Genomic DNA, 23,239 nt, shown 5'->3' with positions numbered 1-23,239 from the left:
ACTCACTAATCTATGATATTTAATTCTTATTTAATCCCGCTAAAATTTTCTGCGGAATTTGACGACGGGCTTGTAACGCTGCATCGGCAATGGCATTGGCAAAAGCGTCTTGATTTGCGCTGCCGTGACTTTTTACGACCACGGAAGTCAAACCAATCAAGGACGCGCCATTATATTGATCGGGGTTGATTTTTTTTAATCGTTGGTATCTGTCTTTGAATAAAGACCGAATTAAACAACCGAAAACCGTGTTTAATATACTATTTTTCTTCTCACTTTTCAGTAAGGAAATCACATTCTTCGCCGCTCCCTCCAGGGTTTTTAAGGCGACATTACCGGCAAAACCGTCACTGACAATCACATCTGCCATACCGTTTAACAGGAAATTGCCCTCAATGAACCCCACATAATTAAGTGCGGTGTCTTTTTGCAGTAAATCGGCGGCATCACGCAGCGACTTATACCCTTTCACCGCTTCAATACCAATATTCAACAACGCAATGCGGGGGTAAACCAAATCCAGCGTATTCTCGGCAAAAATAGCCCCCATCAGCGCAAACTGGTATAGGTTTTCCGCGTCACATTCCAGATTAGCGCCCAAATCAAGCATGATGGTACGTCCGCCGGTGATGGTCGGAATCGTGGAGATGAGCGCGGGGCGATGAATGCCTTCAAGGGGCTGTAATAAAATTTTTGACAGACCCATTAATGAGGCGGTATCGCCGGCGCTGACACAAGCCTGTGCAGTGCCTTTTTGTACCGCTTCAATCGCTAAACGCATTGAAGTATCTTTACTGTGACGTAGCGCATAAGAAATTCCCTGACGGTTATCAATCACGCGGGCGCAATGAACGATATCGCAACGTTGGCGAACAGTGTTTGAAGCAGCAGATAAAAGCGGAAGAATTTGTTGGCGATCGCCAAATAATACAAGGAAAAGATCTGGATCACGTTCCAAGGCTAAAATGGATGCAGGGATAGTAATACGGGGACCTATGTCCCCGCCCATCGCATCTAACGCAAGGGTTAGACGACTCAAGTGATTACCTTTGTTGTAATGGATAATTACTTGTTAATCACTTTACGACCACGATAGTAACCGTCAGCGGTTACATGGTGACGCAAATGAGTTTCACCACTTGCTTTATCAACAGAGACTGCAGCTGTGGTTAAGGCATCGTGAGAACGACGCATATCACGACGTGAACGGGATTTTTTATTTTGTTGAACAGCCATTGGCTATACTCCTAAATTATTTTTGCTTTAAATTAGCTAATACAGCGAACGGGTTCGGTTTTTTCGCCGGTTCTTGCGGCAATTCGCCAAAAACCTGTTCCGCCACGGACACTTCACAGTGTTCAGATGAATGCATTGGTACAATCGGCAGACTTAAAATAAGTTCGTCTTCAATCGTACCGAGTAAATCTATTTCACCGAATTCATTGAATTCAATTGGCTCATAGATTTCCGGCAATACATCAATTTGATCCAAATTAGCTATCGGGCTGTAGCAAAATTCACAATCAACAGTTTGTGTAAACGGCTCACCACAACGTTGACAAGTCAACTCGACATCAACGCAGGAATGGCCTTTCATGACAACTAATTTTTGCGGATCAATAAAGAACGATAATGTAACCTGTGCATCGCTGAGCACTTTACTGACTGATTCGGCAAGGCGGCTTAATTGATTAACGGAGTAATAACCCTGATAATCCAATCTTCGTTGCGCGTCTTTTACCGGATCAACAGTTAGGGGTAGCTTTACCTTTTGCATAGGGAGCGCATGTTACTCTTTGAGAACAAAATAGTCAAGGAAATTATTGCCTTTCCTCTTAAAAAGCAGTACGCAAATCCCGCCTCTTCCACTCAACCTTTACTTTTTTCTCACCAACACAAAAATCGGGGTGTAAGTTAAACTCACTTTGCCCGAATAATCCGCATAACGACGGCGATATTGATCGCAAAATTGCACGATTTTATCGCGACTCCAAATTTGGTTATTGGTTGCCGTGACGCCCTTTTCCTTCAAATGTCTCAGCACCAACAACGGAGAATCAAATTTAAGTTGAATCTGCGTTTGCTCTAAATGGGTTAAATGAAACGCCTCCAACAACCAACTATACCATTGGCACAAATGCGGATATTCCAATCCGATCCCGCTTAATTTTCTCACTTCGGTAAGATTTTCCGGGGGAAACGTGCTGAATAACAACACGCCGTTCGGATTTAAACGATCCAGACAAGATTGAATAAACTGTCGTTGATTTTCAAACCATTGCACGGTTGAACAGGAGACAATCAAATCGTATTTTTTCTCGGTGAACGCCAAATCCTCGCCATCCACCTGATAAAAAGCATAATTCTGATGAGGAAGGTTCTTTTTTAATTGTTCGGAAACATCACACAAATCATTCAAATCCCAATTTTTAGGGTGAATATTTTGCATTAAAAGACGGGTAAAAATTCCTGTACCGCAGCCGATTTCCAAGAGGTTTTGAAATCCGCTTAATTGATTTTTTAGTAATATTTGAAGTAAATGTTGCCCGATTTCCTGTTATGCAATGGCATTTTGTTCGTAACTTTCCAACGCTTCGGAAAAAAATTGAGCAACCCGCTGTTTGTTAATCACCATGATGTTTTTACAGAGAGCGTATTGTTAATCGTTTAATAAAGAAACACAATCACTAATAAATTGGTTCCTTAGGTTAGTGATAGGAGAAATCAGAGCGCAATTCTACATGAAAAATCCCTACAGTTTTTAGGCTTTGCAAGGAATTTACACAGGATTACATAGAGTTACATTCAATGACAGAAATAAAATCAACAGGTAAGGAAAAGCAATAATAGCTGGACGCCGGTAGTATATAACACATATTTCCATAACGTTAAGGCGCCTTGTACGCGTTCGGTAATATTGCGTTGGCCTTGCGGTATTTTCAGTTTCAGTGCTTCAAGTGCAGCGTCAAGTTCTTCCGTGGTAATGTGCTGTTGCGCCAAATCTTTAAATAGCAGCTGATCAAAATAAATACGAATATGCAGATAAAGTAAGGCGACCGATAACAAAATTTGTAAACAAAAACTGAAGGAGCCAAAGCGGGAAGCCAAGGCAAAAACGACTAAATTCAGCACGCCGATATAACGGGTGGTGGCAAGCAGATGGCATGTTAAACGGGCCTGAGCAGACATAGTTACCTCCTAAAGTGCGGTCATAAAAAATAACGTTTTTAAACGTCGGCTGTGCCAACGGTGCCAAAGGGATGAATAAATTACTTTTATAATTTACAAATAAGGCTTTCCGACGGTTTTTGCAAACAATGAATGGCACTCAACACGTTTTTCTCCGCACCAGCAGACAATACAACCTGTGGACGGGCAAGGCGAAGTTGTTGTAAGGCATTAGGCAGATTTTCACAACCGCCGAAAACCGTTAACCAAACCAACATAGCCGAGGCACTGCGCCCATAGCCAAGGGCGCAACACACCAGCACCGTTTGCCGTGCTTTCCGTAAACGTTCAATTTCCTGCGCAGCCCGTGCAAGTTCGGCAGATTCGGGCGGCACCATGTCCAACATAGGAATAGACACATAATCTTTCGGCGAAGAAAAACAAGGATATTCGGCACAAAGATCCACCACCGCTTCAAATTTTGCCGCTTGAGTAATACTGCCGATAAATATGCCGGGAAGCACTTCCGAGGCTTTTGCCTGATGCCTTAACCAATAAAGCATATTCAGCCGCACACCGATTTGATAAGGCAAAAACAAAATCGTTGCCGCCACGCGATGCCGACCATTATCCTGTTTCTGAAACGCACTTGCGCCACCCCACGCATAAGCATACGCCACCAACAACAGGGCAACGCTTACCCAAATAAACCAAAGCCAACCGTCACTATATAAGGCGGGCAACAAAGCGACGAAAGCACCGACAAGATAATATTTCATTTGCTTGAGACGAAACCCATCGGCTTGTTGTCCGCATAACGGACTGCTACCTTCATAAGGTAACGCCCATAAAATCAGGTAGCCCACCAACGTGCCGGTGGGAATATCAATAAAATGGTGCTGGTAGGTGGTCAGTACGGATAACGCAATAAGCCCCAGCCAAATTAACAAAGGCCCACGCCAGATTCTCGGCAAATAACGCCAATAGAAGGTGCCGACAATAACGGTCAAAATAATATGCAGCGACGGCACCTGATTATAAGGCTGATCAAAAGCTGCGAGTGAATTGAACAACAACCCGGAAAGCCCTTCTGTCGGCGGTTTTTGCCAACTAAATTGCAACGGGAACAAAAGAAAACAGGCGACGGCAATGATCTGCGCCATCACTAATTGTGCAACATAAAGTCGTAATTCCGGTTTACTGCGCGCCAGAAAAAATGCCAGTGCATACATAGCATTGAGCGACCAATAAGGCACGATCGTCCACGCTAGAAAAGGAATATCTTTTTCCCACGCAAAGGCAAATTCCGCCACGCTTTCCCGCTGCGTACTAAACCAATTACTGAATCCGTAACTGGCATAAAACAAAATGCCGACGGCAAGCAAATAACCGAGCCGTTGCCAAAACACTTTTTTCATGAACACGCTATTTTTTCACCGCCAAACTCACGGTGAAAATGCCATCTTCGTCAATCCATTGATGGATTTTTTCAAAGCCGGCGTTTTCCACCAGTTGATCCATTTCCTGCTGACTACGACGACGCATAACCCAATCCGGACTGCCTTCTTTATGGCTGGTTAAGCAACGGGCGATGAGCTCCAATTGCGGGTGCCAAGGCTGCCCCGTATAGATCAAATAACCGCCCGTTTCGATAGCATCACCAAAACCGTTCAACGAATTCATAATCAAATCGTTATCGGCAAATAATTCATGCAAACCGGACACAATACCCAAGGTCGGGCGCGGTTGCAGATTTTGGTAGTTATTGCGATCGTACGCGTTCACCTGATCAAAGCTGACAATGTCCTGCAATTGACGTTCTTCAATGAGTTTGCGACCTGCTTCGACATTAATCGGGCTGTAATCGCGCAAACGCACGGAATCCGGCATTTGTTCGGCGGTTAGCGCATCCAAAACATAACGTCCATGCCCAGACGCGATATCCAACACATGCACCGGCTTATTGGCGGCGCGTAATTTTTCCATCGCCAGTTTAATCGCTTTACCGATATTCACCTTACGCTGACGAATACCGCGCCAGCCGATAGCGTTCAAGTAATTTTTATCAACCAACACGCCGAATTTATTGGTGCCTTGTGGCGTATTGCGATACACATAATCCAGCGTACTGCCTGAATCATAACCGGTTTCTTTACCGATTTTTAACCCTTCGCTCCAGTTGGCGCCCAGCTTCATCAGCCAACGATAAGCCGCCCAGAATGCGCCGGGCGGGCTAAAAGGCGACAACGGTGTTGCCAGTTCATCGGCTTCAATACGGCTTGCGCTGTGAATATGCGCTTGAGAAACATCCACGGTTTGCAACGGTTCGGAGAAGCGCTGGCGAATAAAACGGCGTATTTCTTTAAATGCCGATTCACGGTTTTCTTCACCCAAGGTATCGTGGTAAAAACCGGGCAGCACGTGGCGTTCTTTTATATGACTGCCCAAATGATTATAAAAATCATGTTGCGGTTTATGGTGTACCACCCAATCGTTACCGGAAATCAATAATTAAATCGGCGTAGTAATCGCCTGCGCGTCCGCCACCACACGATCCGCCGCATCGTATAAACCGAGCAAAATACGCACGGAAATAGCGCGGGCAATCAATTTATCGTTATTGTAACTTTCCTGACGGGCTTTGTTATGGGTGAGATAATGGGCTTTGACATAGCTATTCACAAAGAAATTACCACGCAACCGATACATCAGTTTTAAGCCGGCGCGGGCAAAAGGCACATAGAGTTTGACTTTAAAGGCAGGCGACGTCAACACGGCACAACGAATTTTCGGCGCATAATCATGCAACCATGCGGAAACCAACACCGCCCCGACACTTTGCGCGATGACGCAGATATTTTCCGCTTTGATGCCGTATTCCCGCTCAATATGTTGCATAAACGCTTGAATATCGGCAACGGAAGTGCCCAAACTCGGGCTATCGCCACGTTCGCCCGGGCTCAAGCCATGCCCACGCGCATCCCAGGCGAAATAAGCAAAATCGTCAAAACCCAGTTCATCCGCCACAAACATCATACGTCCGGAATGTTCGTGTCCGCGGTGAAACAACACAATCGCTTTATCGCAACTGCCGTCTTTTGCCGGACGATAACGGTAAAACAGCTCCGTATCATCGGCGCTACGAAAATATTTCTCTTGTTCCATATAGGCTCCTTTTCAGGTAAAAGTGCGGTCGAAAAAAACGTTATTTTTCGCGCCTGATTATACTCGACACGACGTCTTCTATGCATTAAGAATCCTTCTCATTTTTGTCGGGTTCATCGCAAATTCGAAAAAATTCTGCTCCGGATTTCGCCGAAAGCACGCAAAATCCCCTCATTGCACAAGCCGAATAAGTTGTTATAATCACCCCTCATTCATTTTAACATTGTAGAAAAAATAACCATTATGAATAAATTCACTTATTGGCAGCGTCTGAAAGTTGCCTTTCAATATGTTATGCCGCAACTGTATTTAACCCAACTGGCGGGCTGGTTTGCAAAGCAAAAATGGGGTGTGGTTACGCATTTCGTGATTAAGCTCTTCGCCAAGAAATACAACGTGGACATGAGCGAAGCGAAAAAAGAACACTTCAGCGACTACGAAAGTTTCAACCAATTTTTTATTCGTGAATTAAAAGACGATGCCCGGAAAATAAATAAAAATCCTACCGCACTTTGCTTGCCGGCAGATGGTCGTGTGAGCCAAATCGGGCATATTGACGACGAATTACTATTGCAAGCCAAAGGACATTTTTTCAGTCTGTCCGATTTATTGGCGGGCGATGAAGATTTGGTCAATACCTTTAAAAACGGTGAATTCGCTACTATTTATTTATCACCGCGCGATTATCACCGCGTACACATGCCGTGCGACGCCACTCTGCGCAAAATGATTTATGTGCCGGGCGATTTATTCTCGGTGAATCCGTTCCTGGCGGCACACGTGCCTAACCTATTTGCCCGTAATGAACGGGTGATTTGCCTGTTTGATACCGAATTCGGCTCTATGGTGCAAATTCTGGTGGGCGCCACAATTACCGCCAGCATGAGCACCGTCTGGGCGGGCGTGATTAATCCGCCGCGTACCGGTGAAGTGAAAGTCTGGACGTATCAAGAAGAAAACGCGGTGAAATTAACCAAAGGTCAGGAAATGGGCGCGTTTCAGTTAGGTTCTACGGTCATCAACCTCTTCCCTGCCAATCGCGTAACCTTCGCGGAACATTTACAGGTGGACGAGCCCGTCAGAATGGGTGAGATGTTAGCCACGATCAATTAATTTTTATCATACAAAGGAAAACAACATGACGGCAGCGTTTTTTAATCAAGTGAAATTGGACGATACACAAGCCAAAGGAAGCTACGGTATCGGCTTGCAAATCGGCCAGCAATTATTGGACAGCCAATTGGCGGTAAAAGCGGAAGCCGTGGCAAAAGGGATTTACGATGTGTTAAATCAACACACGCCGGCATTGGATTTCAACGAAATCAGCCAAGCGTTGCAACAATTGCAACAACAAGCGGCAGAAGCGCAACAGGCACAATTCAACGAAATTGAAGCGGCAGGTAAAGCTTTTTTGGAAGCCAACAAACAAAAAGACGGTGTGAAAATGACCGATTCCGGTTTGCAATATGAAGTGCTGGTTGAAGGCGACGGAAAAGTGCCTTCCGCCACGGACAAAGTCCGCGTACACTACACTGGCACGCTACTGGACGGCACCGTATTCGACAGCTCCGTCACACGCGGTCAACCGGCGGAGTTCCCGGTTAACGGCGTAATTAAAGGCTGGGTCGAAGCCCTTTCCATGATGCCGGTCGGTTCCAAATGGCGTTTAGCGATCCCGCATGAATTGGCTTACGGCGAACGTGGTGCGGGCGCAGCCATTCCGCCATTCAGCCCGTTAGTGTTTGAAGTGGAATTATTGGATATTCTGTAATTAAAGAAATCATCCCACAAAAAAACGGCGTTATGATGAACGCCGTTTTTCTTTTCTCTTTTTTATAACACGATCATATCGTCCCGATGAATCGCCACTGCGCCGTATTCATAACCCAGCAATTGTTCAATATCCTGCGATTGTTTGCCTTTAATCAGTTCCAGCGCATCGCTGTTATAGCGCGGCATGCCAAGGGCAATGTCTTTGCCTTGAGCATTCCGAATGCGCACCACTTCACCGCGTGAGAAACGCCCGCTGACACTCACAATGCCCGCCGGCAGTAAAGATTTATGCTGAATTAACACCGCACTTTGCGCGCCTTCATCAATGGTCAGCACGCCTGTCGACGGCGCGGCGAACAGCCATTGTTTGCGACTTTCCAAACGATCCGCCTGCACGATGAATTTAGTGCCGATTGGTTGTTCATACGCCAAATCTACGATTACATTCGGCTGATTACCCGGCGCGATGATGGTTTCGATACCCGAACGGGTCGCAACATCCGCCGCCGTGATTTTGGTGGACATTCCGCCCGTGCCTAAATTCGTGCCGCTGCCACCGGCGATGGAACGAATGTGATCGGTAATTTTATCCACCACCGAAATCAATTTCGCTTGCGGATTTTTGCGCGGATCGCTATCAAATAATCCCTGTTGATCGGTCAATAAATATAACTGTTCCGCCTGCACCAAAATCGCCACTAACGCCGATAAATTATCGTTATCCCCCACTTTAATTTCCGCCGTCGCCACCGCGTCATTTTCGTTGATCACGGGAATAATGCGGTTATCCAATAACGCGTGCAAGGTATCGCGCGCATTCAGGAAACGTTCGCGATCTTCAATATCGGCGCGGGTCAGCAACATTTGCCCGATATGAATATCATAAATGGCGAACAATTTTTCCCAGGTTTGAATCAACTGGCTCTGCCCCACCGCCGCCAACAATTGTTTTGACGCCACGGTGGGCGGCAATTGCGGATGATTTAAATAATGCCGACCAGCGGCAATGGCGCCCGAAGTCACGATCACCAGACGAAAACCCGCCTTATGTAATTGTGCCAACTGACGAACGATTTCCATCATATAGGCTAAATTCAATTTCGGCGTGCCCTGCGTGAGCGTGCTGGTGCCGAATTTCACTACAATGGTTTTATTATTATGTTGCATACCGACTCCTCTCAAAAATGCGCTTAAATTAGCATAAATCCTAAAATTTATCCAAAAATCCTACCGCACTTTAGTGCTTATTCTATTAAGCATTTTTTGTTCAATAGCGAAAGGTCTATAATATTGCTCATTAATTTTAGGTAGATTCATCATGGAAATGGAAAACATCACACCCGATTATCAACGGGAAGTTACGCGATTATGCGTACAAACGGCGCTCTTGTTGCTACAACACGGCGCGGAAAGTACCGTCGTGTCGCAAATGGCGCAGCGGCTCGGCTTGTCGCTGAGAGTGGAAAGCGTGGAATGCGCCCTCACCGCCAACGCCGTTGTCATCACCACCCTGGCTAACGGCCATTGCATCACCACCGCCCGCAAAAGCACTGACAAAGGCATTAATATGCAAATGGTCACCGACGTGCAACGCATTGTCATCTCCGCCGAACATAAAATCTACGACATTCACCTGGTCAGGAAAAAACTCTCGCAGCTCAAACCGTTAAAATATAATCACTATTTTGTGGTCTTGATGATCGGTTTATCCTGCGCCTCCTTTGCCCATTTATCCGGCGGCAATGCCCTGATTTCGCTTATCACCTTTTTAGCCGCCTCCGTCGCCATGTTCGTGCGGCAGGAATTGTCCAAACGACATTACAACCCCGTCATCGTGTTTGCCGTCACCGCTTTTGTCGCTTCGCTCATCGCCGGCACCAGCCTGAAATACCAGCTCGGCAACGATCCGCAAATCGCCTTAGCTTCCAGCGTGTTATTGCTGGTACCGGGTTTTCCGTTAATCAATTCTTTGGCGGATATGTTAAAAGGCTATGTGAACATGGGAATCGGACGTTGGGCGATCGCCACCATTCTCACCTTCGGCGCTTGCCTCGGTATCGTCTTCGCGTTAAGCGTACTCAACATCACCACTTGGGGGCATTAAGATGGATTGGTTATTTTTGTTACTGGACGATATGTTTTTTGCCGCCATTCCGACAGTGGGATTTGCGTTGGTCTTTAATGTGCCGCCGAAAGCGCTGAAATATTGTGCGCTGCTCGGCGCTTTAGGGCACGTCACCCGCACCATTTTAGTGCATTGCAACATTCCCATTGTGTTTGCGACATTGGTCGGCGCGGCGCTCATCGGCTTTATCGGCGTGCATTTATCCCATCGTTATTCGGCGCACCCGAAAGTGTTCACCGTCGCGGCAATTATCCCGATGATTCCCGGCGTGCAGGCATATGAGGCGATGATCGCCATCGTACAAATTCACCATTATGGCTTCTCCGACGCCTTATTTGAGCAAATGATCGCCTCCTTCATCAGCACCACATTCATTCTCGGTGCCTTGGTTTTCGGCTTGGCATTACCGGGCTTACTATTCTATCGGGAAAAACCTGTGGTATAGTAACCGCACTTTAACCCGTTAAATACATTAGGAAACGCAATGCGTTTAAGTCTGATTGTCGCCATGACTCAAAACCATGTCATCGGCAAAGATAACCAAATGCCGTGGCACTTGCCCGCCGATCTCGCCTGGTTTCGCCAAAACACCACCGGCAAGCCCGTCATCATGGGACGAAAAACCTTTGAAAGCATCGGTCGCCCATTACCGAAACGCACCAATATCGTGCTTTCCCGCCAACCTTTCGTGCACGACGGTGTCATTTGGAAAGACAGTCTGGAAAGTGCGGTGAATTTTGTCAGCGATTCCGACGAAATCATGCTCATCGGTGGTGGGCAGCTGTTCAAGCAATATTTACCGCAGGCAACCCGCCTGTATCTCACCGAAATCCAAACGGAGCTAGACGGCGACACCTTCTTCCCGCCTATTGATTGGAACCGTTGGCACATCGAATTCGAACAATACCGCCCCGCCGACGAACAAAATCCTTACGATTGCCGTTTTTTGATTTTGGTACGGAAGGGATAATTTTGACGTAAAAGTGCGGTGGATTTTCGTGGCGTTTTTACAAAGGAATGCGGGGAGAATCCCCGGACTGTCATTTAAAATCCAAACAATTCGGGCGGGTACAACACCCGCCCGACAAACTCAATCCTTATGATTACTCTCTTCCAAATCCCTCCTAAAGGACACCATCAGTTGATCGATTTTAAAATTCTCGGTGTCGATGATTTCAAATTTGTAGCGGTCGTACAGTACAAAATCGGTTTTTTTCGGGATTTTGCGTAGCATATACATCATAAAACCGGCGATGGTTTCGTAATTTTCATCGTGCGGGAAGGCTTCGATATCCAAGGCGCGTTTCACATCTTCCAGCGGCGTGGCGCCATCCACCAGCCAGGAATCCTCATCGCGACGAATAATCTGTTCTTCTTCGCTGGATACCAACTCGCCCATGACGATACTCATCACATCGTTTAAGGTGACAATGCCCACTACCAGCGCATATTCGTTGACGATAACGGCAAAATCTTCGCCGGTGGATTTAAACAATTCGAGCACTTCATACAAAGATAACGTATCCGGCACGAACAGCGGTTTGCGCAATAAACGGTTGTCGGTGAGCTGCACCTGTTCCTCTTTCAGGAACAGCGTCAGCAAACTGTGCGATTCCACATAACCTAAAATATGATCCAAACCCTGATCGCAAATCAGCAGCTTGGAATGGGAATTCTTCGTGAGCGTATCCAGCACTTGCTGGCGGGTAAAAGTGCGGTCTAAAAAAATCACGTTTTCACGGGTGGTCATGGTAGAAGTGACCGTGCGTTGCTGCATATCAAAAATATTTTCGATGAGATAATGCTCCTGCGCTTTTAACACGCCCGCTTCTGCGCCGGCATCCACCACCGCCACGATGTCTTCGGAGGTCATGCTTTCTTCACGCACGGTAGATACTTTAAAAATACGAAAAATGAAATTGGCGACGGAATCGAACACCCACACAATAGGTTTCAATAGGAAAATGCAGATTTGCATAATCCGCACCGTGCGCAATGCCACCACTTCGGGATTGGTCATTGCCAGGCGTTTCGGCATGAGGTCAGCCAGCAAAATAAAGGAAGCCGTCACGATAAAAAACGCCATCCAGGAAGCGGCGCTTTCCACCCACACCGCATCGGTATATTGATGAATAAAGTGTTGCAAGTGCACCCGAATGGTCGCTTCGCCGATCACCCCGCCCAACACGGCAACCATGTTCAAGCCGATTTGCACCACGGTAATAAAGCGCCCCGGTTGCTCCTGCAACTTAAGCACCATGGCGGCTTTCGTGTTGCCTTCGTTGACCATGTTTTGCAATTTAATCCGACGCGCCCCCGCCAGGGAAATTTCGGCGGAAGACACAACGGCACTGATGATAATTAATAAAATTAAAACTAAAATCGCGGTAAATAAACTCATAAGATTTCAATTCATTGATGTAAATAAAGATAAAGTGCGGTCGATTTTTAAAACGTTTTTCAACCGCACCGAAGAAAGGAGAAAAGAACGTTAGTTTTCGCTGTCGAACCAACCGCGCACGAACTGCACGGAGAAGAATAAAGTGAACAGCAAAATCACATAGAAAATATAGGCGAAAATCGGATGGCTTGGCGATTCGCCTTCTTCCAGTGCTCTTACCGACAAGGCATTCGGGAATTCGTTAAATATCGTAATACGCCAGCCGTAGTATTTCATTTGTACGGTTTTCTGTTCGTTACCCAATGCCTGTGCCTCCGCCTGCAAATTCGCGGAACCGAATTTAAAATAGAACGGGAAACCCCAGCCGGTATCTTCGTTACGATACACCCGCACTTTGCCGTCCGAATGTTGGGTGTTGATAAAATACACGTCGCGGGTCGGGCCGTCCGCCGGGTTGGTTTTGGTGATTAACCCGTCTTTATCCATCCGTTTCACTTCCACGCCGGTGACCTGCGTCACATCATAGCGCGGGAACACGTAGTGCACGGTGGCGAACAAAAACAGATGAAAAACCAAAATCACCGTAATGAAAAAATATTTAAAAAATTTACGCATTATTCCGTCCTTTTTCCGACTCGTTTGAGCCTCATTGTATCTGAATTTTAAATAAACGCTCGAAGTTTTGCGTGGTGATTTGCGCCATTTCCTGCGCCGAAACGCCTTTCAGTGCCGCCACATATTCGCACACTTCACGGGTGTAAGCCGGCTGATTTTGTTTGCCGCGATAAGGCACCGGCGCCAAATACGGCGAATCGGTTTCCACCAACAAACGATCTAACGGCAGCTTACGCACCACATCGCGAATCTCCTCGGCATTTTTAAAGGTAATGATGCCGGAAATAGAAATATAAAAACCCAAATCCAAGGCTTGTTTTGCCATGTCGTAATTTTCCGTAAAACAATGCAAAACGCCACCGCACTTTTCCGCGTGATTGTCGCGCAACAGGCGCATGGTGTCCTCACGGGCTTCGCGGGTATGAATAATCACCGGTTTATTTAACTGATTGGCGACCTCAATCTGACTGGCGAACACCGCCTGTTGCTGCGCCTTGTTTTCTGCGCTGTAGTAATAATCCAAACCGATTTCACCGATGGCGACCACTTTCGGATCCTGCGCCAAACGTAGCAAACGGGCGGCGTCGTAAGGTTCTTCCTCAAAATCCAAGGGGTGCACGCCGCACGCCAAAGAAACATTATCAAACCGCGCCAGTTCGGGATAAGCTTTCTCGAAACGGCTCAACGTGACGCCGATTGCCAATAAATGTTTCACATCGCGCGCATTGGCTTTTGCCACCACATCGGCAATATTTTCATGTAATTTTTCGTAATCCAACGCATCCAAATGGCAATGGGAATCCACAATAAACATATTTTATCCTTCAAACACTTCGGTAATTAAACGGGTCAGCCCGTCCAATAAAATTAATTCCTGGTTTAACGCATTATTCGTCGCCAAATCCGACCGCACTTTACCGACGATTTGCGTCGCTTTTAACAGCGCCGGTGCGGACAATCCTTGGCTGAATTGAATCACGCCGCGCTCAATATCCCGGCAGATCCAATTTTCGCGAATGTTCAATTTATTTTTCAGACTGTCGGTCAAAAATGCCGACAGCCAATCCAGTTGTTGCAACAGAATCTCTTTATTAAAAAACGGCAACAATTCCAACGGCGAACGGCGACGATAAAACAACCAGAATTGGCGTAAAAATTCGCGCCGTTGTTCTGGCAGATGTTGCTCTAACATGGCGAGAGCCAACAGCGGGCGACCGTAATTCACGAAAAGTGCGGTCAAAATTTCCGGCGTTTCGACAGAGGTCTGTGCCTGTAACCAGTACACGGCGGTATTCGTCTCCGGCGGCAGAATATTCCACACCTGACAACGGCTGTAAATGGTCGGCAACAACGCCTTTTGCATATCGCTGTGCAAAATGAAATAGGTGTTCGGGCGGGGTTCTTCCAGTGTTTTCAAAATGGCGTTGGCAGCGGCTTCCGTGAGGCGGTGCGCCTGTTCGATATAAATCACTTTATTGCCGTTTTGTTGCGCGTGCTGATTCGCCTGTTCGTTCATGGCACGAATTTGATCCACACCGATGTCTTTATTTTCAATGGGCGCGATGGGCTGGAAATCCGGGTGACTGTTCGCCTGCATCAAATGACAGGCGTGGCATTCGCCGCAAGGTTCCGCCCCTTTGGGCGTTAAACACATCAAACGCCGCGCCAAAAGGGTGCAAAGCTGCTCAGCCCCCAAGCCTTCATCGGCACGAATCAGCAACGCATGGTGCCCCAGGGCTTCCTCAAAAGCCTGCGTGATTTTCTGATAAACGGGCGTAAGCCAAGGGTATAAGGCAATCATCTTGAAAGAGAAACCCACCAATTTTTGACCGCACTTTTAATGTCCGCCCGCACCTGCGCAACAGGCTGCGCCGCATCGATGATCACCGCCTTCGGATTGTCATTCACCAATTCCAAATAACGGGTGCGGGTGCGATGGAAAAAATCCAAATTTTGCTGTTCGATACGATCCAGTTCGCCCCGTCCGCGCGCGCGCGCCAAGCCGACCGCCGGGTCAATATCCAAATAAAGGGTTAAGTCCGGTTCAAAATCACCCAGTACGGTTTGTTTTAAGGTGTTTAAAAGATCCTTTCCCAACTGGCGACCGCCGCCCTGATAAGCCTGTGAGGACAGATCATGTCTGTCGCCCACCACCCACTTGCCTTGTGCCAAAGCGGGCTTGATCACATTTTCCACCAGCTGCACGCGTGCCGCATAAAGCATGAGTAGCTCCGCTTTATCGGTCACCGATTCTTCGGTTTCATATTTAATGAGGTGGCGTAACTTTTCCGCCAGCGGCGTACCGCCCGGTTCGCGGGTGAACATTACGTCCTGCACACCCAACTCATGTAACATATCCACAACACATTGGTGCGCGGTGCTTTTGCCCGCCCCTTCCAAGCCTTCAATGACAATAAATTTGCCTGTCATATTATTTTCCGTTTTGTTCGCGGTACCAGCGCAAATACTCCTGCACCGCTTTGTTATGTTCATTTAAATTCCGGCTGAATTTATGACCGCCCGTGCCGTCCGCCACGAAATAATAAAAATCCGTTTGTGCCGGATGTGCCACCGCCTGCAATGCCTCTTCACTCGGCATCGCAATCGGCGTCGGCGGCAAGCCGTCAATCACATAGGTATTATAAGGCGTTGGCGCTTCCAAATCTTTTTTGCGAATATTGCCGTTGTAATCGTCGCCCATGCCGTAAATGACGGTCGGATCGGTTTGCAGTTTCATTTTGGCTCTTAACCGATTAATGAACACCGACGCCACCTGCGGGCGTTCCGCCGCGATGCCGGTTTCTTTTTCTACGATGGACGCGAGGATCAGCATTTCGTAAGGATTCGCCAACGGCAGATCTTTATCACGTTCCCGCCATGCCTTATCCAAGGCTTTTTTCATGCGTTCGGCGGAACGTTGCAGAAGCTCTAAATCGGTGGAATTCGGCGTGTAATTATAGGTGTCGGGATACAACCAGCCTTCAATTTTCAGCCATTCGTACACCTCTTGCGCCACATCGGGAATCGCCAATAAGTGAAAAATTTCCTGCTCGGATTTATCCTTTAAGGTTTGCTTTAAGTGCGGTGCGTTTTCCAAACGTTTTCGCCAGGTTTTAAAGGTGTTGCCTTCAATAAATTGCACGTTAAATTGCGCTTCTTTACCGGAATTGAGAAGTTTCAGCAAATCTTCCACGGTTTTGACGTTATCCAAGGCGTAAGTGCCCGCTTTCACCTTGCTAAATTCCGGATGAATTTTCAATACCCAAGGCAGGAGGGCGGCATTTTCTAACAGATGTTCGTTTTGTAGCAAAGTCACCAGTTTGTTACCCGTGGTGCCGCGTTCCACCGTGAATAGCCGGTCTTTTTGCACATTCACCGGTTGCTGCACAAATTGTTGTAGCTGTCGATATCCCCAAAATCCTGCGCCGGCAAGAAGGATAAGTAAAAACAAAAGAAATAAACAAAATTTTTTCATAAGCGTTATCGTAAGATGATGAAATTCTCTATGGAAATTATGCCAAAAAGTGACCAGATTATAGCATAAGACCGTGCTTTAAAGAAAACGCGCCTTGTGGAAACAAGGCGCGGTGTTATCGGTATTATTTCCCATGGATTAAATGGCATCCTCATTTTCTTCGCCGGTGCGGATACGAATCACTCGTTGCACCTCATACACAAAAATCTTGCCGTCACCGATTTTGCCCGTTTGTGCCGTATCAATAATGGCGTCCAGGCATCGGTCTAACAAATCATTGGGCACCACAATTTCCATTTTCACTTTCGGTAGAAAATCCACCATATATTCGGCACCGCGATACAATTCCGTATGCCCTTTCTGCCGCCCGAAACCGCGCACTTCAGTCACCGTCATGCCGGTAATGCCAATATCCGACAAGGCTTCACGCACATCGTCCAATTTAAACGGTTTTATAATCGCTTCGATTTTTTTCATGATGATCGCTCCTTAAAAAAATACTCCAAAAAACAACCGCACTTGTAAGTTATACCAACTTAGCCCCGACATTTTGTTATACCGGCAACAATTCAATATCCATATCATGGATTGCTTCTTTTATATTAGGCAATAAATTTTTATCACAAATAATCGTATTGAAAACGCTTAATGCTGCAATTTTGAAGGTGGCAACTTTACCGTATTTTGAAGAATCTGAGACTAAAATCCGCTTATTGCTTGACTCAATTATCGTTTTTTTCACCGGTAGCTTCATTTCATCCGGCGTGGTTAAGCCCGTCAATGTCCAAGAAGAGGTAGAGATAAAAGCAATGTCAACCGACAGCTGACGCAAAAACTGCCCTGCCAGTTCCCCTACCGACGAGTGATTGAGTTTATTCACCGAACCGCCGATATGGATTAATTGGCATTTGCCGCTGGTCATTAAAAAATGTGTAATGGAGAAATCGTTGGTTATGACTAATAAATCATCGCGTTCAATAATGCGATAGGCAATTTCCAACGTCGTCGTACCGGCATCCAAATAAATCGTAGTATTAGATGGAATCAACTTTGCCGCCTGCTCGCCGATTTTTTCTTTCTGATCGTGAAATAATAACGATTTGTCCTGATGTGTAGGCTCAAAAGACAAATGTTCATGTATTTTCACACCACCGGATACTGAGACAACCTTCCCCATCTCTTCTAATTTTTGAATATCACGACGAATTGTCATGTGTGAAACATTGAGCGATTCCATTAATTTTGAAATGCTCACAATACCTTTTTGGTTAATTAAATTGAGTAATAACTTTTGTCGCTCCGCAGGAATCATAACCCCTCCAAAAATTTTCGTCATTATATCTCTTTTTGTCTATTTTGTTGTTATTTCATTCATTTTTCACATTAAATAACAAAAATAAATAATAATGTTAAATTTTGTGACATTGCTCACGTTTTTTTATTTTAAGATCCAGCAGAATGAATACCGTTAGATCAACAAACTTTATTATTTGGAGAAATACCATGACAAACAAATCATATTCTGTCGCTATCGTTGGACTGGGTGCAATGGGCATGGGGGCGGCTCAGTCTTGTATAAGAGCCGGATTGACGACCTATGGTGTAGATCTTAACCCAACAGCACTTGAAAAATTAAAAACTGATGGCGCACACGCAACCAGCCAAAGTGCGGTCGATTTTGCGGATAAATTAGATGCAGTTTTGTTGCTTGTAGTAAATGCTGTGCAAGTCAATTCGGTACTATTTGGTGAAAATGGTTTAGCGGCTAAGTTAAATAAAGGAGCCGCTGTCATGGTTTCTTCAACCATTTCTGCTCAAGATGCGAAAGCAATTTCACAAAAATTAACAGGCTTTGGGTTAATTATGCTGGATGCGCCGGTTTCCGGTGGTGCGGCAAAAGCAGCATTGGGTGAGATGACGGTAATGGCAGCAGGTTCTGCACAAGCTTTTGCAAAATTACAACCGGTGTTAGATGCCGTTGCGGGTAAAGTGTATAACATCGGTGAAGAAATCGGTTTAGGCGCAACCGTGAAAATCATCCACCAACTGCTTGCCGGTGTGCATATTGCCGCAGGTGCAGAAGCGATGGCGCTTGCAGCCAAAGCAGGGATTCCACTTAATCTGATGTACGACGTGGTGACTAACGCGGCAGGTAATTCATGGATGTTTGAAAATCGTATGAAACACGTGGTGGAAGGGGATTATTCTCCGCTCTCTATGGTGGATATTTTTGTGAAAGATTTAGGTCTCGTAAACGATACGGCGAAATCTTTGCACTTCCCACTTCACCTCGCGAGTACCGCCTATTCAATGTTTACTGAAGCGAGTAATGCAGGCTATGGCAAAGAAGATGACAGCGCTGTGATTAAAATTTTCAGTGGTATCGAATTACCGAAAAAAGGAGCGTAATGATGTTAGGTGTAATTGCTGATGATTTCACCGGCGCAAGCGATATTGCCAGTTTCTTAGTTGAAAATGGCTTGCATACAGTACAAATGAATGGCGTACCAAACACGCCATTAACAGAAAAAGTGGATGCCATTGTCATCAGTTTAAAATCTCGCTCCAACCCGGTAAATGAAGCTATTGAACAATCATTGCAGGCGCTGCATTGGCTACAAAAGAGCGGTTGTTCTCAGTTCTATTTTAAATATTGTTCCACCTTTGATAGCACAGAAAAAGGCAATATTGGCCCCGTAACGGATGCCTTGTTAGAAGCACTTGATGATGATTTTACCGTGATCACGCCGGCGTTGCCTGTTAACGGTAGAACGATCTTTAACGGTTATTTATTCGTCGGTAATGTGTTGCTGAATGAATCCGGCATGCGCGATCACCCGATTACGCCGATGAAAGATGCCAATCTTATGCGTTTAATGGATGCGCAAGCAAAAGGCAAAACCGGTTTAGTGAGTTATGCCGATGTGATTCAAGGTGCTGAGCACGTGAAAGCTTGTTTTACCCAGTTGAAGCAAGCCGGCTTCCGCTACGCTGTTGTGGATGCCGTGGATAATAGTCAACTTGCTGTTTTGGCAGAAGCCGTCAGTGCATTGAAATTAGTCACAGGTGGTTCCGGTTTAGGGGCTTATATGGCAGCAAGATTAAGTGGCGGCAAAAAAGCGACAGATGCTTTTGTACCGAAAAAAGGACGAAGCGTGATTCTTTCCGGTTCTTGTTCTGTGATGACGAATAAACAAGTGAATGCCTACAAAGAAAAAGCCACCGCAATTTATTTAGATGTGGAAAAAGCTATTACAGAATCTAATTATGCGGAAACGTTGTTTGATCAAGTGCAATCTCATCTTGCTGAACCGCTTGCACCAATGGTTTATGCCACCGTGCCACCGGATCAACTGAAACAAATTCAAAGCCGATTTGGTGGTGAACGGGCAAGCCATGCTATTGAGAAAACCTTTGCAAACTTAGCGCAGTTACTAAAAGAAAAAGCCAAGGTGGAAAACTTTATTACTGCGGGTGGAGAAACTTCAAGCATTGTGGTGCAACAACTTGGCTTCACCGGTTTTCAAATTGGCAAACAAATTGCGCCGGGCGTGCCTTGGTTAAAAGTATTGGGAGAATCGACCGCACTTGCACTGAAATCAGGCAACTTCGGCAAAGAAACCTTCTTCACTGATGCACAAGGAATGATGTTATGAGTGATCGTGAATTAAAAAAAATCATGGTGCGGCTTGGACATTCTTTTTATGAGCGTGGCTATACCGTCGGTGGCGCAGGAAATCTCTCTACCCGACTGGATGAGAATCGAATTTTAGTCACACCTACCGGTTCTTCACTTGGGCGTTTAGAGGAAGCGCGACTTTCCATATTAGATATGGAGGGCAACCTGTTAGAAGGTGATAAGCCATCAAAAGAATCCGTCTTTCATTTGGCCATGTATCACAAAAATCCGGAGTGCAAAGCCATTGTTCACCTTCATTCCACTTACTTAACTGCGCTTTCTTGTTTAGAAAACCTTGATCCACAAAATGCTATAAAAGCCTTTACGCCTTATTACGTAATGCGAGTCGGAAGCTTGCCGGTGATTCCCTATTACCGCCCAGGTTCACCGCGCATAGCGGAAGAATTAGAGGCACGCGCGTTGTCAGGTAAAGCCTTTTTATTGGCAAATCATGGCGTAGTGGTCACGGGTAAGGATTTACTTGATGCTGCCGACAACACGGAAGAATTGGAAGAAGCCGCGAAACTGTTCTTCTTATTGCAAGGGCAACCGATTCGTTATCTCAATGATGATGAAGTGAATGAATTAAAAAACAGGGGGAAATAATTATGCCAAAATTTGCTGCTAATTTAACCATGATGTTTAACGAAGCGCCATTTATTGATCGTTTTGAAGCGGCGGCGAAAGCCGGCTTTAAGTATGTTGAGTTTCTCTGGCCTTATGATTACAGCGTTGAAACCATCAGGCAAGAACTGGATAAACATGGTTTAAAGGTCGTTTTATTTAATACACCGGCAGGCGATGTTTCCAAAGGGGAATGGGGCGTTTCTGCTATTCCCGGGCGCGAGGAACAAAGCCATCAACACATTGATATGGCATTGGAATACGCGCGAGGTCTTGGTTGCACGAATGTCCATATTATGGCAGCTGTGGTACCGGAAGGAGCGGATAAGTCAGAATATCAACAAATCTTTATTCAGAATATTCGTTATGCATCAGAAAAATTTAAACCGCATGGTGTGAATATTTTACTTGAAGCATTAAGTCCGCAAGTGAAACCAAATTATTTGCTAAAAAGCCAATATGACACCTTAGACATTGTAGAGCGTGTTGGGCGTGATAACGTGTTTGTTCAATTAGATTACTTCCATGCTCAAAATGTAGACGGCAATTTATCCCGTTTGACCGACAAATTAAATGGCAAATTTGCCCATGTACAAATTGCTTCCGTACCGGATCGTCATGAACCGGATGAAGGCGAAATCAATTATGAATATCTCTTTAATAAATTAGATGAGATCGGTTATCAAGGTTTCGTGGGTTGTGAATACAAACCACGAGGTGAAACCTCAAGCGGTCTAGGTTGGTTTGAACAGTATAAATAAGTGATGAAGTGCGGTTGTTTTTTTGAGAGGTTTTAAAACGTTATGAAAAATGACCGCCCTTTTTATATCCATAGCTAAGGAGTTTTGTATGTCTAATGAAATACTTATTCTAATTGGCATAACGAGCGTTGCAGCACTGTTAACCATTATGATTAAAGGGAAAGTACATCCTTTTATGGCTCTTGGGCTTGTTAGTATTGCCGTTGCATTAAGTGCCGGTATTCCAATGAATAAAGTCATCCCAACCTTAGTAAGCGGCATGGGAGGAACATTGGGAAATGTTGCTTTAATCGTTGGGTTGGGAGCAATGCTTGGAAAGATTATTGAAAAATCGAATGGGGCCGATGTTCTCGCTGCCTGGCTATTGGATAAATTTGGTGAAAAACATGCCGCCTTTGCTTTAGGTGCAACAGGATTCATTTTCGGGATTCCGGTGTTTGTTGATGTTGGTTTTATCGTATTACTACCGATCATTTTCAGTGTGGCACGAAGACTTGGCGGAAATATGCTTGTTTATGCTTTACCTATTGGTCTTTCCATGTTGATGGTACATGTGATGTTACCACCGCATCCGGGGGTTGTCGCCGGTGCTCAAGTATTAAATGCCGATATAGGTTTTGTTCTTGGTATTGGTTTATGCGCTGCATTACCTGCTTATTTACTCGGGCAATTGTTTATTCCCTTTTTCACAAATCGCACATTTATTCATATACCAACTTCAGCAGATTTAATTCAATATCAAAAACAGCTATCTCATGATGCTTCCGGACTACCTAAATTCGGCACGGTTTTGAGCATGATTGTGTTTCCGCTCGTATTAATTATGTTAGGCACGATCACGGCAGTAACTTTACCAAAAGAACATATAATCCGTGAAGTTTTTAGTATGGTCGGAAGCTCGCCGTTCGCCTTATTACTGGCTGTTTGTGTTTCTTCTTATGTATTAGGCTTACGTCGTGGCTGGAATAAAGAAAAGTTAGAAGAAATTCTTAACTCATCTTTGTCACCCATTGCCGGGATTATCTTAATTACAGGTGCCGGCGGGATGTTTGGTAAAGTTTTAGATGCAAGTGGTGTAGGAAAGGCATTAGCTGAGGTACTATCCGGCACCGGATTACATGTTCTTACATTAGGTTTTGTGCTGGCAGCATTATTACGCGCAGCACAAGGTTCTGCGACAGTGTCAATTATTACTACTGCAACAATTCTATCGCCTATTATTACTACTGGCGGATATAGCGGAGTACGAATTGCATTAATTACAGCAGCTATGGGGGCCGGTTCTATGACATTGTCCCATGTGAACGACAGCCTATTCTGGGTATGGACAAAGTTCTTTGGGATCTCTGTCGCTGACGGATTAAAAACCTGGACTATTCTTACCACGATATACGGAAGTATTGTATTTTTAATTATCAGTTTGGTGTGGTTCTTTATTTAACATTTAAAAGTA

The 23,239-nt window shown here is 45.5% G+C and carries 26 protein-coding genes and 1 pseudogene; 10 read left to right on the top strand and 17 right to left on the bottom strand.

What is annotated here, in order from left to right; genetic code table 11:
- Positions 1-19 precede the first annotated feature (19 nt).
- The 8 genes and pseudogenes from plsX to DK423_RS11250 all read right to left on the bottom strand — a co-directional run.
- Positions 20-1,039 carry a phosphate acyltransferase PlsX gene (gene plsX / locus DK423_RS02325; protein ID WP_005558460.1) on the bottom strand — a complete coding sequence of 340 codons (1,020 nt, stop codon included), beginning with the start codon at positions 1,037-1,039 and terminating at the stop codon, positions 20-22.
- Between the two features lie 26 nt (positions 1,040-1,065).
- Complete coding sequence (rpmF, locus tag DK423_RS02320) at positions 1,066-1,236, bottom strand: 50S ribosomal protein L32 (RefSeq protein ID WP_005544470.1); 171 nt, start codon at positions 1,234-1,236, stop codon at positions 1,066-1,068.
- Between the two features lie 16 nt (positions 1,237-1,252).
- Positions 1,253-1,777, bottom strand: a complete 525-nt coding sequence (gene yceD / locus DK423_RS02315; RefSeq protein WP_061886835.1) for a 23S rRNA accumulation protein YceD — start codon at positions 1,775-1,777, stop codon at positions 1,253-1,255.
- A gap of 99 nt (positions 1,778-1,876) precedes the next feature.
- Positions 1,877-2,551 carry a malonyl-ACP O-methyltransferase BioC gene (bioC, locus tag DK423_RS02310; protein ID WP_231093205.1) on the bottom strand — a complete coding sequence of 225 codons (675 nt, stop codon included), beginning with the start codon at positions 2,549-2,551 and terminating at the stop codon, positions 1,877-1,879.
- A 272-nt stretch (positions 2,552-2,823) separates the two neighbouring features.
- Positions 2,824-3,189 carry a hypothetical protein gene (locus DK423_RS02305; RefSeq protein WP_005558454.1) on the bottom strand — a complete coding sequence of 122 codons (366 nt, stop codon included), beginning with the start codon at positions 3,187-3,189 and terminating at the stop codon, positions 2,824-2,826.
- Between the two features lie 86 nt (positions 3,190-3,275).
- On the bottom strand, positions 3,276-4,586 hold the full coding sequence (locus tag DK423_RS02300; protein ID WP_032996808.1) for a phosphatase PAP2/dual specificity phosphatase family protein: 1,311 nt from the start codon (positions 4,584-4,586) through the stop codon (positions 3,276-3,278).
- A 7-nt stretch (positions 4,587-4,593) separates the two neighbouring features.
- Complete coding sequence (locus DK423_RS11255; protein ID WP_231102136.1) at positions 4,594-5,481, bottom strand: class I SAM-dependent methyltransferase family protein; 888 nt, start codon at positions 5,479-5,481, stop codon at positions 4,594-4,596.
- Between the two features lie 129 nt (positions 5,482-5,610).
- Positions 5,611-6,201: pseudogene (locus DK423_RS11250) on the bottom strand (alpha/beta hydrolase); the annotation flags it as partial.
- Between the two features lie 375 nt (positions 6,202-6,576).
- Here DK423_RS11250 and asd point away from each other — a divergent pair.
- Together asd and DK423_RS02285 are read left to right on the top strand one after the other, a co-directional pair.
- Positions 6,577-7,446 carry an archaetidylserine decarboxylase gene (asd, locus tag DK423_RS02290; protein WP_005558446.1) on the top strand — a complete coding sequence of 290 codons (870 nt, stop codon included), beginning with the start codon at positions 6,577-6,579 and terminating at the stop codon, positions 7,444-7,446.
- 25 nt (positions 7,447-7,471) lie between these two features.
- The gene (locus DK423_RS02285) at positions 7,472-8,104 is read left to right on the top strand and encodes an FKBP-type peptidyl-prolyl cis-trans isomerase (RefSeq protein ID WP_005558444.1); all 633 of its coding nucleotides are present in this window, start codon (positions 7,472-7,474) and stop codon (positions 8,102-8,104) included.
- 62 nt (positions 8,105-8,166) lie between these two features.
- Here DK423_RS02285 and proB read toward each other — a convergent pair whose 3' ends face one another.
- Positions 8,167-9,273 (bottom strand): glutamate 5-kinase, encoded by a 1,107-nt coding sequence (gene proB, locus DK423_RS02280; protein ID WP_109043861.1) that lies wholly within the window; start codon positions 9,271-9,273, stop codon positions 8,167-8,169.
- Positions 9,274-9,424: 151 nt separating this feature from the next.
- Between proB and DK423_RS02275 the strand changes: the two genes are divergently transcribed.
- Genes DK423_RS02275 through folA form a run of 3 tightly spaced genes read left to right on the top strand, consistent with a single transcriptional unit; the run spans position 9,425 to position 11,201 of the window.
- A complete protein-coding gene (locus tag DK423_RS02275) occupies positions 9,425-10,210 on the top strand; it encodes a threonine/serine exporter family protein (protein ID WP_005558440.1) in 786 nt (261 codons plus the stop codon).
- A 1-nt stretch (position 10,211) separates the two neighbouring features.
- Positions 10,212-10,676: a threonine/serine exporter family protein gene (locus tag DK423_RS02270; RefSeq protein WP_109043860.1), complete on the top strand. Its 465-nt coding sequence runs from the start codon at positions 10,212-10,214 to the stop codon at positions 10,674-10,676.
- 39 nt (positions 10,677-10,715) lie between these two features.
- Positions 10,716-11,201 carry a type 3 dihydrofolate reductase gene (gene folA / locus DK423_RS02265; RefSeq protein WP_005558437.1) on the top strand — a complete coding sequence of 162 codons (486 nt, stop codon included), beginning with the start codon at positions 10,716-10,718 and terminating at the stop codon, positions 11,199-11,201.
- A gap of 120 nt (positions 11,202-11,321) precedes the next feature.
- Here folA and paeA read toward each other — a convergent pair whose 3' ends face one another.
- From paeA to DK423_RS02225, 8 genes are all read right to left on the bottom strand, one after another.
- Positions 11,322-12,632, bottom strand: a complete 1,311-nt coding sequence (gene paeA, locus DK423_RS02260; protein ID WP_109043859.1) for a polyamine export protein PaeA — start codon at positions 12,630-12,632, stop codon at positions 11,322-11,324.
- Between the two features lie 90 nt (positions 12,633-12,722).
- Positions 12,723-13,247, bottom strand: a complete 525-nt coding sequence (locus DK423_RS02255; RefSeq protein WP_005558431.1) for a DUF1523 family protein — start codon at positions 13,245-13,247, stop codon at positions 12,723-12,725.
- A gap of 31 nt (positions 13,248-13,278) precedes the next feature.
- Positions 13,279-14,061: a TatD family hydrolase gene (locus DK423_RS02250; protein ID WP_005558430.1), complete on the bottom strand. Its 783-nt coding sequence runs from the start codon at positions 14,059-14,061 to the stop codon at positions 13,279-13,281.
- Between the two features lie 3 nt (positions 14,062-14,064).
- Positions 14,065-15,048, bottom strand: a complete 984-nt coding sequence (locus DK423_RS02245; RefSeq protein ID WP_005558428.1) for a DNA polymerase III subunit delta' — start codon at positions 15,046-15,048, stop codon at positions 14,065-14,067.
- A complete protein-coding gene (gene tmk / locus DK423_RS02240) occupies positions 15,045-15,677 on the bottom strand; it encodes a dTMP kinase (RefSeq protein ID WP_005558425.1) in 633 nt (210 codons plus the stop codon). Before tmk ends, DK423_RS02245 begins: the two co-directional genes overlap by 4 nt.
- Before the next feature lies 1 nt (position 15,678).
- On the bottom strand, positions 15,679-16,722 hold the full coding sequence (mltG, locus tag DK423_RS02235; RefSeq protein ID WP_005558423.1) for an endolytic transglycosylase MltG: 1,044 nt from the start codon (positions 16,720-16,722) through the stop codon (positions 15,679-15,681).
- 138 nt (positions 16,723-16,860) lie between these two features.
- Entirely contained in the window at positions 16,861-17,199 is a 339-nt protein-coding gene (gene glnB / locus DK423_RS02230; RefSeq protein ID WP_005558421.1) for a nitrogen regulatory protein P-II, read from the bottom strand.
- 76 nt (positions 17,200-17,275) lie between these two features.
- Complete coding sequence (locus DK423_RS02225; RefSeq protein ID WP_061886831.1) at positions 17,276-18,034, bottom strand: DeoR/GlpR family DNA-binding transcription regulator; 759 nt, start codon at positions 18,032-18,034, stop codon at positions 17,276-17,278.
- A gap of 191 nt (positions 18,035-18,225) precedes the next feature.
- Between DK423_RS02225 and ltnD the strand changes: the two genes are divergently transcribed.
- From ltnD to DK423_RS02200, 5 genes are all read left to right on the top strand, one after another.
- On the top strand, positions 18,226-19,131 hold the full coding sequence (gene ltnD, locus DK423_RS02220) for an L-threonate dehydrogenase (protein ID WP_032996807.1): 906 nt from the start codon (positions 18,226-18,228) through the stop codon (positions 19,129-19,131).
- A 2-nt stretch (positions 19,132-19,133) separates the two neighbouring features.
- A complete protein-coding gene (gene otnK, locus DK423_RS02215; RefSeq protein ID WP_032996806.1) occupies positions 19,134-20,378 on the top strand; it encodes a 3-oxo-tetronate kinase in 1,245 nt (414 codons plus the stop codon).
- On the top strand, positions 20,375-21,007 hold the full coding sequence (gene otnC, locus DK423_RS02210) for a 3-oxo-tetronate 4-phosphate decarboxylase (RefSeq protein WP_005558412.1): 633 nt from the start codon (positions 20,375-20,377) through the stop codon (positions 21,005-21,007). Before otnK ends, otnC begins: the two co-directional genes overlap by 4 nt.
- A gap of 2 nt (positions 21,008-21,009) precedes the next feature.
- Positions 21,010-21,786: a 2-oxo-tetronate isomerase gene (gene otnI, locus DK423_RS02205; RefSeq protein WP_005558411.1), complete on the top strand. Its 777-nt coding sequence runs from the start codon at positions 21,010-21,012 to the stop codon at positions 21,784-21,786.
- 88 nt (positions 21,787-21,874) lie between these two features.
- On the top strand, positions 21,875-23,227 hold the full coding sequence (locus DK423_RS02200; protein WP_005558409.1) for a GntT/GntP/DsdX family permease: 1,353 nt from the start codon (positions 21,875-21,877) through the stop codon (positions 23,225-23,227).
- Positions 23,228-23,239: the final 12 nt, after the last annotated feature.

The organism is Aggregatibacter actinomycetemcomitans (genome assembly GCF_003130205.1).
GTDB lineage: Bacteria > Pseudomonadota > Gammaproteobacteria > Enterobacterales > Pasteurellaceae > Aggregatibacter > Aggregatibacter actinomycetemcomitans_A.
This window is presented reverse-complemented; position numbering and strand designations above follow the sequence as displayed.

Excerpts from the sequence above, each read along its gene's own strand:
- DK423_RS02270 (WP_109043860.1), top strand. The coding sequence starts at position 10,212 with ATGGATTGGTTATTTTTGTTACTGGACGATATGTTTTTTGCCGCCATT.
- rpmF (WP_005544470.1), bottom strand. The coding sequence starts at position 1,236 with ATGGCTGTTCAACAAAATAAAAAATCCCGTTCACGTCGTGATATGCGT.
- DK423_RS02225 (WP_061886831.1), bottom strand. The coding sequence starts at position 18,034 with ATGATTCCTGCGGAGCGACAAAAGTTATTACTCAATTTAATTAACCAA.
- DK423_RS02275 (WP_005558440.1), top strand. The coding sequence starts at position 9,425 with ATGGAAATGGAAAACATCACACCCGATTATCAACGGGAAGTTACGCGA.
- glnB (WP_005558421.1), bottom strand. The coding sequence starts at position 17,199 with ATGAAAAAAATCGAAGCGATTATAAAACCGTTTAAATTGGACGATGTG.
- otnC (WP_005558412.1), top strand. The coding sequence starts at position 20,375 with ATGAGTGATCGTGAATTAAAAAAAATCATGGTGCGGCTTGGACATTCT.
- asd (WP_005558446.1), top strand. The coding sequence starts at position 6,577 with ATGAATAAATTCACTTATTGGCAGCGTCTGAAAGTTGCCTTTCAATAT.
- yceD (WP_061886835.1), bottom strand. The coding sequence starts at position 1,777 with ATGCAAAAGGTAAAGCTACCCCTAACTGTTGATCCGGTAAAAGACGCG.
- DK423_RS02250 (WP_005558430.1), bottom strand. The coding sequence starts at position 14,061 with ATGTTTATTGTGGATTCCCATTGCCATTTGGATGCGTTGGATTACGAA.
- otnK (WP_032996806.1), top strand. The coding sequence starts at position 19,134 with ATGTTAGGTGTAATTGCTGATGATTTCACCGGCGCAAGCGATATTGCC.
- proB (WP_109043861.1), bottom strand. The coding sequence starts at position 9,273 with ATGCAACATAATAATAAAACCATTGTAGTGAAATTCGGCACCAGCACG.
- DK423_RS02245 (WP_005558428.1), bottom strand. The coding sequence starts at position 15,048 with ATGATTGCCTTATACCCTTGGCTTACGCCCGTTTATCAGAAAATCACG.
- ltnD (WP_032996807.1), top strand. The coding sequence starts at position 18,226 with ATGACAAACAAATCATATTCTGTCGCTATCGTTGGACTGGGTGCAATG.
- folA (WP_005558437.1), top strand. The coding sequence starts at position 10,716 with ATGCGTTTAAGTCTGATTGTCGCCATGACTCAAAACCATGTCATCGGC.
- DK423_RS02200 (WP_005558409.1), top strand. The coding sequence starts at position 21,875 with ATGTCTAATGAAATACTTATTCTAATTGGCATAACGAGCGTTGCAGCA.
- otnI (WP_005558411.1), top strand. The coding sequence starts at position 21,010 with ATGCCAAAATTTGCTGCTAATTTAACCATGATGTTTAACGAAGCGCCA.
- tmk (WP_005558425.1), bottom strand. The coding sequence starts at position 15,677 with ATGACAGGCAAATTTATTGTCATTGAAGGCTTGGAAGGGGCGGGCAAA.
- DK423_RS02305 (WP_005558454.1), bottom strand. The coding sequence starts at position 3,189 with ATGTCTGCTCAGGCCCGTTTAACATGCCATCTGCTTGCCACCACCCGT.
- mltG (WP_005558423.1), bottom strand. The coding sequence starts at position 16,722 with ATGAAAAAATTTTGTTTATTTCTTTTGTTTTTACTTATCCTTCTTGCC.
- DK423_RS02285 (WP_005558444.1), top strand. The coding sequence starts at position 7,472 with ATGACGGCAGCGTTTTTTAATCAAGTGAAATTGGACGATACACAAGCC.
- paeA (WP_109043859.1), bottom strand. The coding sequence starts at position 12,632 with ATGAGTTTATTTACCGCGATTTTAGTTTTAATTTTATTAATTATCATC.
- DK423_RS02255 (WP_005558431.1), bottom strand. The coding sequence starts at position 13,247 with ATGCGTAAATTTTTTAAATATTTTTTCATTACGGTGATTTTGGTTTTT.
- DK423_RS02300 (WP_032996808.1), bottom strand. The coding sequence starts at position 4,586 with ATGAAAAAAGTGTTTTGGCAACGGCTCGGTTATTTGCTTGCCGTCGGC.